The sequence below is a fragment of the Echinimonas agarilytica genome (assembly GCF_023703465.1).
In the GTDB taxonomy this organism is placed as follows: Bacteria; Pseudomonadota; Gammaproteobacteria; order Enterobacterales; family Neiellaceae; genus Echinimonas; species Echinimonas agarilytica.
In genome coordinates this window covers 1-12,201 of the sequence record NZ_JAMQGP010000009.1, presented here as the reverse complement: position 1 = coordinate 12,201, position 12,201 = coordinate 1, and the positions used below count along the sequence as shown (strand labels likewise).

Below are 12,201 nucleotides of genomic sequence, written 5' to 3'. Positions count from 1 at the left end.
TGGCTAAACTGTGTAGCGGAGCGAAAACGGCAAGCGTTGCGAATCACTCTTAAATGCTTGTTATGTTGTTACTGTGGAATAGGTAAATCATGTGCTTTTAAAAAGCTTAATTTATCCCAATAACCACGTTGAAATACAATTAGGCCATTTTCTATTTGAAAAAAGCCACAACCTCTTAGGCCTATTGGATCTTTCCATTCAAGTATTGCCCAGTCACCATCTTGAAATATATTCTCAGTAATACAAACCATTTCTGCGTTTGCAAACTCCTCTGAGAACATTGCATGTATGGCAGCTTTACCTTCAACAGGCTCATTTGCAACTTGGTGGTTGATTGCATTATCCGCATAGAAACTAGAGATTTTGTTCGCATCACCTTCGTTAAATGCTTTTACCCATGATTCAACTAACTCTTTCGGTTGCATAAATACTCCAATATGTGAGAACAACATAACGCCTTAAGAAGGGACTGCCTGTAAGGCAGTCCCGCTTGCTTAAATTGTTATAGGGTAACACGCGGAGACATGGAGGTTGTCGGCATGCGCTAATAGCGGACATAAAAAAAACCGGTGCAAATCGTGGCCTAGAGTGTTACAGAAATTTTTAGGCGTCGACTGTAATGACCTCACCGGTAATAAAGCCATCAACTGAGCGAGCAAAGGCCTTACCTACCAAGCTACCCGGCACAGGTTGAAAGCCCGACATCATCTCACCATATACACCCCAAGCTTCCTCAATAACCGTTGGGTTAATTGAATTCACGCGAATCCGTCGCGGTAATTCATACGCAACGCATTTCACAAAGGTATCAATAGCGCCACTGGTAGTCGCATCTGCAATTGCCATCGGAATTGGCTTGGAGCTGAGAATACCCGTGATCAGTGAGAATGAACCGCCATCATTGATGTATTCTTGCCCTATACGGACTAAATTGATCTGCCCCATCATCTTGCTCAATACCGTCGTCATCCACTGCTGCTCCGTCATGTCGCTAAAATCGGCATACTCGCAAATACCCACAGTATTCACTACCGCGTCAAAGGACCCTACCTGCTTGAACAGTTCTCTGATCGACTCTTCGCTGCCTATATCGACCTGATAATCAGCGCCTTTTCCAGAGCCGCTAGCGGTAACAATGTCATGATGCCCCAGCCCACTTAATGCCGCCTGACCGATTTTTCCTGATGCGCCAATAATAATAACTTTCTTCATTTCAAATACCCTGCCTTTCACCAATGATTGTGTCTCTCAACGTTACAGTGGCCATAGTAGTGACAGGGAGATACAATTAGAAACAGATAACAGTTGTTAGAGATACAAGTGTGAGCAAGATTGATAGATTGGAAATCCGCCAGTTAAGGCTACTTCAGGCGCTGTTACGCGAACAAAATGTCTCCCGCGTCGCACATCAGGTAGGCCTAACCCAGCAAGCGGTTAGCGACCAGCTGAGAAAGCTCCGGGATATCTTTGATGACCGCTTATTTTTACGCAAGAGCAATGGGCTGACTCCGACGCCACTGGCCCTGCAGCTAGGCGACAAGATTGATGGGTTATTGACAGGTTTTGAGCAGTTATTGGAACCAGAGTTATTCGAACCCAGCCTGATTGACAGCACCTATGTGATTGCAGCTACAGACTATGCTCAACAGGTTGTTCTACCTGACCTGCTATCTAAAATGAGACAGCAAGCCCCGAAGTTGAGGGTCATCATTCAAGACTTAGATATTGATAATCTAGCTGACGCTATGGTAGCCGGGAAAATCAACCTGGTAGTGGCATTCCCAGACTTTGTACCTAACAACTACCCTTGCCTTACCTTATTTACCGAACACCACGTCTGTGTTGCCCCTAAAAACTCACACCTGGCAGGAAAAAAGCTAGGCCTTGAAGCGATTGCGCATCATCCACAGATTATTGCCTCACCGTCTAGACCAAATTTTCGGGGTTCAATTGATTCATGGTTTGAGGAATTTGGCTTAAAGCGTAATGTAGTAATATCAGCCCCCTGTTTTTCTATCGTGCCACTGTACTTAGATGCCACCGATGCGATTGCTTTTTTACCATCAAGAGCATTGATCGGTAGTAATTTATCCATCATTGATTTGAAGGAAAGTCCAGTGAGTTTTGATGTGATAACGGCTTGGCACCCTCGCTCAAACAACGACCCACTGCATAATTGGGTTGTTGACTTTTTGCGCAGTGGATCGGATTAATACTGCAGGCGTAATAGTAGAACTTGCCTTACCCTATAACGCCCCAAATAAGAGGCTTGGTGAAGTTGGCGGCTTTTTTGGTACAAAAAAGGTGACAGCTTTATAAAGTCCGAGTGCTTTGACTTGTTAAGTGCTATTCCACTAAAAAAACCGTAATACAATTTGACATACAAGATCGCCCGTATTACATTTTGACATACAAACCCTCTGTAATACAAAATGACATACAGGAGATACTGCAAATGTCACTCTCAACACACATTAAGAATCTCATTAACACCCCGTCGGACTCTCAGCTACTTTCTGTGCGCCTTCCTAGCATTACCGTCAATCTTATTGATGAGTTAGCCTCTGCACTAGATAAAACACGTTCGGATCTAATTACAACCTTCATTCATGGAGGAATTGAAGAGCTTGAAAAACAACTTTCTGAGGCTAGAGCCCGCGAAGAGTCACAGGAATTTGATAGCTCCGAACGGACTGATAGTAACGTACGCTATTTCATGCTCAATACAAACTATAACAACTCTGAAGCAGACCATTACACCATGCTAGAGAACGAAGAGGCATCCGCCTTCTACGCCCACTGGAAAGAAAACATAGCTTACTTAAATGAAAACGATGTTATTTTTCTTTATCAAAGTGGCAACGGTATTTGCGGCTACGGTTTAGCAGACAGAGAGCTAATTAAGCGAGACCATGAAGGCAGCAAAAGTGAATGCTACTCTAGGAAACTTAATCAGTTTGTACGTGCTACAAAGCCAATTTCGGCAAAAGCGTGTAAAGATGCGACAAAATCTAATTTAAACTTCCGAAAAACCATGGTTTCGCTTACTAAAGATCAAGCTGAAGCCCTAATTACCAAGATAAACACTTAATCTGTTCTGCTAGAGTGTGGATACAAAGAGCGATTCACACTTAACGCCTCATTCAGAGGCAATAACATAGCTGGTTAAAATTAGCGACGCAGGAGCAAAACCAACTATTTTTTGTCCTGCTGAATTGGCTTGTTATGTTCCGTTTATATCTCTAATGGAAGCTCATTTACACTATCTTGCTTAGACTTTAATTCTTTTTGCTGTGCTAGAATACTTTGCGACTCTCGATAATCTCGAGCTTCTGCTGTTTCGATAAACTCTGCATCAGGTGAAATATTTAAAACTTCTTCTTCTATCTCGGTTAAGTTAACACGGAAAAATTCTTTTCTACTATTAACAAGATTTAACCTTTTCAGATCAAACTTTTTGTGAAGCGCATTCTCCAATGCTGGTGCATCATCAGAATGTATCATTGCGTGGACATCAAAAATAAATGGGACACTGGCATCACCTAGCTCTTTAACCCTGTCTAAAGGTTCTAGCCTTCTAGTCATACCAATTTTATAAACATTTTCTCCGAATGAACCAATATTCGAAATAACATACACATGCCCAATCTTTGTTTGTTGCGCCATTGATTTTGCTCTTTCACTCTTTTCGTGAGCTTCCTCTAATTCTTGGCTAAGTGAGGCAATTTTTTCATTTAATTCATCTAATTTAGAACCTGCTGATTTTTCGGCTTCTCGCTGAGCTTTTTCTAGCATCTTTTTAAATTTCTCTTCATCTTTTTCTGCTTTATCTAACTCTTGCTGAAGTTTAGCTTCTTCTCGCATTTGCCTTTTTATCTCTTGTTGTTCTTCTTTTTCTTGCTGCTTTTTATCCGCATATTCATATGCAAGTCTAAGCTCTTTGAGTTTTAGATTGAAGTAAACGTTAGAAATAACTATTGCGTTAGATTGATTCATTTTGTTAATAGCATCGAATGCTTTCTCTAGACGCTGCACCAAACGATCAACATTATTCCAGCGAGCATTAGAAATAGCAGCATCACATTCATTATTAAATGCCCTTGCTGTTAACTTTATACCTCGATTGGTCATAGTTCTGCCTTTGGCTTTACTGCCTTCAACTGTCCACTCAGTATTACAATAAATAGCTTCCTTGGAAGCAACCATCTCCTTTTGTGCAGCTTTAACTTTGGCAATTTCTTCCTTATATTTTTCAGAAGTATCAAAATCAAAGTGAGGCTTATAGAAACCTAATTCAGCAAGTTGAATTTCTTCATCATATATTGCAGCCTCTTGTACTAATTTATCAAATAAGGCTCTTTTTTCTTTGTAGCTATCACGAAGAGCTTTAACATCTAGATGAATGGTTTCCTTTTCCTTTTTGGAATTTTCTACTTCGGTTTCAATATCAATAATTGCAGAATATTTATCTTGTATTTTTTTTAGAGCCTTATCAGTTTCGTCTAATTCAACTTGTTTTTTTTCTAACAGCTCTTGAGTTTTCTTTAAATGAGACCGCGATCTAATTAAATAAACCGAAAGAATAAAAAATACAACAATTGATAACGTAAGCAGGGTTTCTAAGGAAAATTCCATTTAATTGACTCCAAAGGCTCGAAAGGAACATAACGCCCCAAACTAAGGAATCCCCTCATAATATTGATTCCTTTCAATAAGATAGACACGCATGAGTTGATTTGATCTAATTACTTTCGCCAAAAAACAAACAGATCAACACCTCATGCGTGACGTACGTATCTTACATGATTTGCTTAAAAATCAATGCCCTTTAGTCCACAACAAACGACTTAAATCGCTGATGACAGCCGTTCAATCTCTGCTTGATGGTCAACAGCTATCGCTCACTGAGCTTGGGCGCAATATCTCTGGCTCCGTCGCCGCTAAACACAACATCAAGCGCATCGACCGATTGCTTGGTAATGGCTCGCTTCATCAAGAGCGACTCGCCATTTATCGTTGGCACGCAAAGCTGCTGTGTGGGGCCAATCCAATGCCCATTATCTTGGTCGATTGGTCGGATGTTCGCGAGCAAATGCGCCATCAAACCCTACGTGCCTCGGTGAGTTTTGAAGGCCGCTCGGTGACGATTTATGAACGAGTATTTGCCTTTGCTGAATACAACTCTCCGGTTAGTCACAATCCGTTTATCGATGAGTTAGCGAGTATTATTCCTTCCAACTGCTGTCCCTTGGTTGTCACCGACGCAGGCTACCGCAACCCTTGGTTTCGGGCGATTGAAGCCAAAGGTTGGTTTTGGCTTGGCCGTGTTCGAGGTGACGTGGGATTCCGCCCCAAAGGCGACAAACACGGGCATAGCAACAAATCTTACTACCCAACAGCGAATGCCAAAGCACGGCTTCTTGGGGAGGGCGAATTGGGCCGTAAAAGCTCGATTCGAGCCGCATTGCACCTCTACAAAGCGAACGGCAAAGGCCGCAAAGATGCACGTTCGTCCAAGGCTGGACGTCACCATACCGCGCAACAAAGTTACCGGCGCCATGCCAAAGAGCCATGGCTATTAGCCATCAACTTACCGCCGCAAACCATGCCCCCAAAACAGCTCGTAAACCTGTACGCCAAGCGAATGTAAATTGAACAAAGCTTCAGGGATATCACAAGCCCACAGTATGGATTAGGACTGCGCCACAGCAACAGCCGTTGCCCTAAGCGCTTTGATATTTTACTGCTCATTGCCATGCTCGCTGAATGGGCCTTGCGATTGCTAGGAATGGTGGCGATTAAACGCAATTGGACGCCACAATTTCAGGCGAACACCATCAAACACAGGCGGGTTTTATCTTTGATTCGGCTAGGAAGAGAGGTTAGAAAACGATGGTGGGATTACCCCATCAGCAGCGCCGATATACGGTGGGCTATCGGCCATTACATCAGGCTGGTTCACCAAACGGGAATGCCAGAATTATGAGGGGATCCCCCAGCGCCTAGGTAACGGGCAAAGTGCACAGCACTTTGTCCAGCCGAAGGCGTTCGTTGACCGCCTTGTTAACTCATTTGTAACGTATTGCTAAAGCTTTAATTCGACGCTCAGTACCACTTCCCTCAGCGCTAACACTTGAAATAACTTGATCAGAAGATTTTATGATAAGTGCATTTGCGCCAATACTAGCCGCTTCATTCTTTAGAGCTTTCATTGAAAGTTCAAAATCCTCACTTTCTGTAAATATTCCTTGGCCAGCAGATTCAACCATACCTATGACGATATACTCTTTCTCTGGTGGTTCTAGGTAAATTTCTATGTCACTAATAAGTGTTGCCGGATAAGCCTTGCCATTGAGTATATGTGTGGCTTCAGATTTCACTATTAGCGAACACCCTGTTAACAATATTATTAGAAATATGGATACTGGTAGTTTCATTGTGCTTCCTTAGAGTTAACGCCGCATTAAGCGGAAAATTATAGTTGGCTAAAATGTTTGAGGAACGAAAAACAGCCAACTGTAAATTTTCCGTTTAAATGCCTTGTTAGGCTTCTTTGCGAACAAACAAACTATCAAATGCTGAATTCATTCTTTCGATATTACTATTCAGCGCATCGATAAATACTTGTGAATCTTGAACATTACCAAGTTCACCTCTGAGAGCAACTGTCATAGGTGGCAGCAATGATAAAAGACGACCATGCTCACTCATACATTTTTTGGCAAACTCAAGATATAAAGGCTCTAAAATTTCTTCTTGCTCTTCTAAACTTGCAGTGCTCCGCTGCACTATCCCCTCTTGGGTTTCATAGCTTTTGTTTAAATAATCAAAAGTTGCCGGATCATTGCGGCCCTGAAGGTTTAACTCTTTCATTATTGAAATTAATCGGTCTTTCTCGTTGTTTGCTTTATCTATGGTCGATCCGTATATCTCAATAGCTTTTTTGTGGTCTAAGGCTATTGCTCTATCTTTCATCAGATCTATAAAGACCTCAGCTGTCTCTGCGGAATAATTTAATATTTCGGCTACTGATTCTTCTTTTGCAGCGAGATAGGATTTGGCTACAATCCCACTATGATCTTTCATTTGAACTTCAATATCTTTTTGCGTAAATTCTAAGTTAATTAGTTTTGGCACGATCCCTAGAACATCAGCGAAAGAGCCTGCCACATTCAAAAACACTTCTTTTTTAAGAGCTAATTTTTGCTCTGATTGGTATTTTTGTTTTTCATGTTCAAGTAATGCGACTTGTCGTTTCTCATTTCCCTTATTCGTCCAAAACACTCCAAGAAACGTCAAAAAGGAGGCTATAACTGCACTCCAAATAACATTGGGAATTTTAGAAATTAACACTATAAGAGTTTCCATACACAAATTCCTTGAGAAGCCTAACGCCCCAAATAAGAGGCTAAAAATTGTTTGCTACCTTGTGTAGCGAAGCGAAACCGAGCAAACAGTTTTTTGTCCTGCTTGATTGGTTTGTTAGTTTGACCACAAAAACTCAAACAGCTTTAGGCTGCGTGACTGGGTACCAAACGACGACGAAAAAGTGGGAAAGACGGATTTTTAGGAAGGATTCAAAACAACAAATGAACGTTCCATGTTACCAACCTATTCAGCTTTCCCTGCCAAATGACCCATGCTCAAAACAACCACCAGAAACGTGTTTACCGCAGACATGATGGTAATGAACCGAAGTCGATACCGATACTGTAAACAACCACCGCTGCAACAAGCAATGCTCTAGCTCATAAAACCTTAAACTGCTGAATGCGAAAGTGATGACACTCAAAGCTCAACAACAAAGCCAAACCCGGTTGAACTAACGCCCCAAATAAGAGGCTAAAAATTGTTTGCTACCTTGTGTAGCGAAGCGAAACCGAGCAAACAGTTTTTTGTCCTGCTTGATTGGTTTGTTAGTTTGACCACAAAAACTCAAACAGCTTTAGGCTGCGTGACTGGGCACCAAACGACGACGAAAAAGTGGGAAAGACGGATTTTTAGGAAGGATTCAAAACAACAAATGAACGCTCCATGTTGCCAACCTATTCAGCTTTCCCTGCCAAATGACCCATGCTCAAAACAACCACCAGAAACGTGTTTACCGCAGACATGATGGTAATGAACCGAAGTCGATACCGATACTGTAAACAACCACCGCTGCAACAAGCAATGCTCTAGCTCATAAAACCTTAAACTGCTGAATGCGAAAGTGATGACACTCAAAGCTCAACAGCAAAGCCAAAACCGGTTGAACTAACGCCCTGTTAACAGGCAAAAAATTGTTGGCTAAAATAGCGACGAAGGAGCAAAAGCCAACTGTTTTTTGTCCTTGTTTAACAGCTTGTTATGGTTCGTATTGCTCAAGCTGATTTGCAATACTTAAAGAGATATCTATATAAGCTTCAATAGGCATACCGTGTAAATTAAAATCTTCCATATGTGCAGCTTTATTTCTTAACATACGTAACTCTCGTGTACGATGATATAGCTCAGGAGGCAACACTTTACCTTTTAATAGTTTTTGAATTTCCATGGGATTTCTAAAGTTTTTAGTATCAAGCTCAGGGTATGCTTTAACAACTGCTTTTTCAGAAGCTGACTCTAATGCCCGAAATGATTCCATAACAGCAGATCTAGGCGATATTTCGGCAAGCTTCATAAGAAAATCAAACTGTTCTTCAGCTTCTCTTGTTTTAGCAACTAATGAAGGTTGCTCATCTTCTTTACGCTCACTAACTAATTCAGTGATTTTTTCAGCGAATTCAAATTCCGTTTCTTTGTGCTTAAGCTTTTTTAACCTAGGCAGCAGTTCACCCAGCTTGTCTTTTAGCAACCAAACAATAATTATGACGACTATTGGCCAAGCGATTGACCCAATTATTTGAGCTATAAACGTTTTCCAATCCATGCACAGACTTCCTTAAGAACCATAACGCCCCAAATAAGAGGCTAAAAATTGTTTGCTACCTTGTGTAGCGAAGCGAAACCGAGCAAACAGTTTTTTGTCCTGCTTGATTGGCTTGTTAGTTTGACCACAAAAACTCAAACAGCTTTAGGCTGCGTGACTGGGTACCAAACGACGACGAAAAAGTGAGAAAGACGGATTTTTAGGAAGGATTCAAAACAACAAATGAACGTTCCATGTTGCCAACCTATTCAGCTTTCCCTGCCAAATGACCCATGCTCAAAACAACCACCAGAAACGTGTTTACCGCAGACATGATGGTAATGAACCGAAGTCGATACCGATACTGTAAACAACCACCGCTGCAACAAGCAATGATTGACCTCATAAAACCTTAAATTGCTGAGTGCGAAAGTGATGACACTCAAAGCTCCACAACAAAGCCAAAACCGGTTGAACTAACGCCCAAATTTGTGGGCGGCTGAAGCGAAGCGTAAGACGCTCCACAAGATTTGCTTGTTAAGTGGTATTAGCACCGACCAGCACATCTAGCAGAAACAGGGCATAGGCTGCCAACGATGCCACAAAGTGACGCTTATATTGACTCCCTAACTTTACATATAGTACAGATGTAGTAAGGAGAATTACTGCAATTATAACCTGAATAAAACCAGACCAATATGAACCGGAATTATCTACGTACCCGTCTTGATAAAATGTAACCGCTAAAAACCCAACGCCAGATATTATACTGAGAAAAGAGAAAACAATTGCGATCTTTGCCGTAACTTGCATACATCCCCATACCATTTAACGCCTCATTAAGAGGCTAAAAATAGTTGGTTAAAATAAGCGACGAAGGAGCAAAAACCAACTGTTTTTTGTCCTTTTGAATGACTTGTTATAAGTCTTGACGATATAGAATTGTAATTTCGCCATCACTACTTTTATATACAAAGACTTTATCGTTTAACTCAATGATTTCATCACACCAATGCTCGCCAACAGGCATTAGCTCAGGATGCGATGTTTTGCTAATTGTTAAACAACTGCTAGTTTTGAATTTATGTTTTACTTCGTATGTGCCTTCAACTTTAAATTGAATTGGTGTTTGAGGGATTCTTCCCCAAGATTTAAGGCTACCATTTGGGAAATATTGATCATATGCCCAAATTGTTTTCCCACCATCTTCTGAATTCCCCCAAATCCCAATGATATCTTTGGGATCTATTTCGTTCGCAATGGATGAGAAACTGCTAGTTATTAAAACAAACAAGATAATAGATATTTTCACCGAACCTTCCTTGACTTATAACGCCCGCATAAGGGGCGACGAAACGTAGCGGCGATTGGGTTAAAATTGCGAAGCACAAAACTAAATCGCCGCGTAGTTTTGACGTCCCAGCGAGCTCGCGAGCGCCTTGATGTGCTTGTTAGGTGTACTCTTTACCAATACAGTACAAACATTAAAAAAGCCACCACACAAAACAACACTAGGAATGAATTCGCCGTACCTGAGTTCATTTGAACCATTTCATTTTTGTATCGTTTTTTTAAGTAAATTGCTTCGACATCTGATAGGTGTGCGCAATGAGGGCAAATTTCTTCTCGATAGTTGTATTGAAGCCTACAGCGCTTGCACATTCTCGAGTTGATAGGTTGTAGTAGCATATGTTTTCCCTTTCTCCTATCAAAAAACCACATCTAGAAAACAGCCTTCTAGAGTTCCACCTAACGCCTCACTAAGAGGCAAATAATAGTTGGTTAAAATAAGCGACGAAGGAGCAAAAACCAACTGTTATTTGTCCTGCTTGAGTGACTTGTTATGTGGCACAACGCTCATACTTTATTATTAAATTAAAATAGTTTTTAAAAACATATTTGGTACTAATATCTCTTAAATCAACGTCATAATAGTAACCATTGTACAAATCGTCCAAGAAATCTTGATTATTGCAAATGCGATTTAGAATTAAACTCTTATAACCCGGAATTATAGTTTTAAGATCATCGGGTGATAGCGCTGTCGCATCGAAATCAAGAATAATTCGAAGATTATTGCCTATAGAGCTGTGCCTTACAAAGCTTATCCGAGCATCAATAGTTGAAAAGAAAGTATCATAACTTTCTTTTTCTTCTTCATATTCCCATTGAGGGTAATTCCCCCAAATCATGACAAAAATAAAACTAAATACAGCAGTAATTACGTACATCTTGTTGGCATTTGCTATAAACCACCACTGAATTTTTTCAGAACGCATAGGTTTCCCTTGCCACATAACGCCGTTTTAAGCGGCAAATTGCAGTTGGCTAAAATAAGTGAGGCACGAACAAAAAGCCAACTGTAATTTGTCCGACTTGAAAACCCTTGTTAGGTTTTTACCGCCAAAGCAGTCTAGTACTTTTGTAACCAATACTTTAGGTCATTGAAGTCTCTCAGATCTAAATGGTTCTCAGCCATTTTTGCTTCTTTAACAGCATCTTTTGAGAAGAAACCTGTTGTAATTATGATGCTTTTTGTCGCTTGCCTCAATTGATGGACTCCCATAACCTCACGAATAATTCCTACGCCAACTTTATTTTCCGGAGCATACCTTTTACATTCAATGTGAGTCAGGTAACTACATACAGAATTTTTAATGTATGCAATGATATCTCGCCCTCCATCCCTAGTTGCTTTTGTTAATTCAACATCGAATCCCATATCCTTTAAAATAGCAGCAACCAATTCTTCAAATTTTCTTGGGGATAGATCATACATTTTTTCAGGGTGCTTCTTAAGGTAGGTCTTTATTTGATTATCAATTGTGGTTATAACAACCTTTTCTTCTTTATCTGGAGCCTCTGTTAACTCAGAATATAGTTCTTCTTTAAAGGTACCTTGTTCGTTTAACCCCATCATAGTTGAAACAATCTTGCTTTCTGCTTCATCTTGAGAAGTAAGACTTACTTCTCCTTTGATATATCGATAAATATCATCTTCATCTTTTGCAAGAACAACATAAGACCAGTCTTTATCTATAGGATCTTTAATTACAGTCCCAGCAATATCCATATCTGTTGATTCAAACCAAGCTCGTTCTGGAAAGAAGCCCATTTTTTCAATATTTAGAGAATCGAATTTATCTCTTGAAATTTGTTGAATACTCATAGCTTCCTTTAAAACCTAACGCCCCAAATAAGAGGCTAAAAATTGTTTGCTACCTTGTGTAGCGAAGCGAAACCGAGCAAACAGTTTTTTGTCCTGCTTGATTGGTTTGTTAGTTTGACCACAAAAACTCAAACAGCTTTAG

The 12,201-nt window shown here is 40.5% G+C and carries 11 protein-coding genes and 1 pseudogene; 3 read left to right on the top strand and 9 right to left on the bottom strand.

All coding sequences use genetic code 11. The annotated features are described in order from the left end of the window. Positions 1 to 68 precede the first annotated feature (68 nt). Positions 69 to 425 carry a nuclear transport factor 2 family protein gene (locus NAF29_RS15815; protein ID WP_251262603.1) on the bottom strand — a complete coding sequence of 119 codons (357 nt, stop codon included), beginning with the start codon at positions 423 to 425 and terminating at the stop codon, positions 69 to 71. 178 nt (positions 426 to 603) lie between these two features. Next, positions 604 to 1,212 carry a short chain dehydrogenase gene (locus tag NAF29_RS15810; protein WP_251262602.1) on the bottom strand — a complete coding sequence of 203 codons (609 nt, stop codon included), beginning with the start codon at positions 1,210 to 1,212 and terminating at the stop codon, positions 604 to 606. Positions 1,213 to 1,322: 110 nt separating this feature from the next. Between NAF29_RS15810 and NAF29_RS15805 the strand changes: the two genes are divergently transcribed. After that, complete coding sequence (locus NAF29_RS15805) at positions 1,323 to 2,213, top strand: LysR family transcriptional regulator (protein WP_251262601.1); 891 nt, start codon at positions 1,323 to 1,325, stop codon at positions 2,211 to 2,213. 242 nt (positions 2,214 to 2,455) lie between these two features. Continuing rightward, on the top strand, positions 2,456 to 3,091 hold the full coding sequence (locus tag NAF29_RS15800) for a hypothetical protein (RefSeq protein ID WP_251262600.1): 636 nt from the start codon (positions 2,456 to 2,458) through the stop codon (positions 3,089 to 3,091). 143 nt (positions 3,092 to 3,234) lie between these two features. Here NAF29_RS15800 and NAF29_RS15795 read toward each other — a convergent pair whose 3' ends face one another. Continuing rightward, positions 3,235 to 4,635 (bottom strand): SNIPE associated domain-containing protein, encoded by a 1,401-nt coding sequence (locus NAF29_RS15795; RefSeq protein ID WP_251262599.1) that lies wholly within the window; start codon positions 4,633 to 4,635, stop codon positions 3,235 to 3,237. A 145-nt stretch (positions 4,636 to 4,780) separates the two neighbouring features. Between NAF29_RS15795 and NAF29_RS15790 the strand changes: the two are divergent. Further along, positions 4,781 to 5,986, top strand: a pseudogene (locus tag NAF29_RS15790) (IS4 family transposase). An 82-nt stretch (positions 5,987 to 6,068) separates the two neighbouring features. Here NAF29_RS15790 and NAF29_RS15785 read toward each other — a convergent pair. From NAF29_RS15785 to NAF29_RS15760, 6 genes are all read right to left on the bottom strand, one after another. Next, a complete protein-coding gene (locus NAF29_RS15785; RefSeq protein ID WP_251262598.1) occupies positions 6,069 to 6,437 on the bottom strand; it encodes a hypothetical protein in 369 nt (122 codons plus the stop codon). 106 nt (positions 6,438 to 6,543) lie between these two features. Further along, positions 6,544 to 7,368 (bottom strand): hypothetical protein, encoded by an 825-nt coding sequence (locus tag NAF29_RS15780; protein WP_251262597.1) that lies wholly within the window; start codon positions 7,366 to 7,368, stop codon positions 6,544 to 6,546. 979 nt (positions 7,369 to 8,347) lie between these two features. Continuing rightward, a complete protein-coding gene (locus NAF29_RS15775) occupies positions 8,348 to 8,911 on the bottom strand; it encodes a hypothetical protein (RefSeq protein WP_251262596.1) in 564 nt (187 codons plus the stop codon). 898 nt (positions 8,912 to 9,809) lie between these two features. After that, the gene (locus tag NAF29_RS15770; RefSeq protein WP_251262595.1) at positions 9,810 to 10,202 is read right to left on the bottom strand and encodes a hypothetical protein; all 393 of its coding nucleotides are present in this window, start codon (positions 10,200 to 10,202) and stop codon (positions 9,810 to 9,812) included. Positions 10,203 to 10,731: 529 nt separating this feature from the next. After that, positions 10,732 to 11,169: a hypothetical protein gene (locus NAF29_RS15765; RefSeq protein ID WP_251262594.1), complete on the bottom strand. Its 438-nt coding sequence runs from the start codon at positions 11,167 to 11,169 to the stop codon at positions 10,732 to 10,734. A 134-nt stretch (positions 11,170 to 11,303) separates the two neighbouring features. After that, complete coding sequence (locus tag NAF29_RS15760) at positions 11,304 to 12,059, bottom strand: restriction endonuclease (protein ID WP_251262593.1); 756 nt, start codon at positions 12,057 to 12,059, stop codon at positions 11,304 to 11,306. Positions 12,060 to 12,201 lie beyond the last annotated feature (142 nt).

What these genes read in the sequence shown, in the direction of transcription:
- NAF29_RS15810 (WP_251262602.1), bottom strand. Translation starts at nt 1,212, where the DNA reads ATGAAGAAAGTTATTATTATTGGCGCATCAGGAAAAATCGGTCAGGCG.
- NAF29_RS15760 (WP_251262593.1), bottom strand. Translation starts at nt 12,059, where the DNA reads ATGAGTATTCAACAAATTTCAAGAGATAAATTCGATTCTCTAAATATT.
- NAF29_RS15785 (WP_251262598.1), bottom strand. Translation starts at nt 6,437, where the DNA reads ATGAAACTACCAGTATCCATATTTCTAATAATATTGTTAACAGGGTGT.
- NAF29_RS15815 (WP_251262603.1), bottom strand. Translation starts at nt 425, where the DNA reads ATGCAACCGAAAGAGTTAGTTGAATCATGGGTAAAAGCATTTAACGAA.
- NAF29_RS15775 (WP_251262596.1), bottom strand. Translation starts at nt 8,911, where the DNA reads ATGGATTGGAAAACGTTTATAGCTCAAATAATTGGGTCAATCGCTTGG.
- NAF29_RS15800 (WP_251262600.1), top strand. Translation starts at nt 2,456, where the DNA reads ATGTCACTCTCAACACACATTAAGAATCTCATTAACACCCCGTCGGAC.
- NAF29_RS15780 (WP_251262597.1), bottom strand. Translation starts at nt 7,368, where the DNA reads ATGGAAACTCTTATAGTGTTAATTTCTAAAATTCCCAATGTTATTTGG.
- NAF29_RS15795 (WP_251262599.1), bottom strand. Translation starts at nt 4,635, where the DNA reads ATGGAATTTTCCTTAGAAACCCTGCTTACGTTATCAATTGTTGTATTT.
- NAF29_RS15765 (WP_251262594.1), bottom strand. Translation starts at nt 11,169, where the DNA reads ATGCGTTCTGAAAAAATTCAGTGGTGGTTTATAGCAAATGCCAACAAG.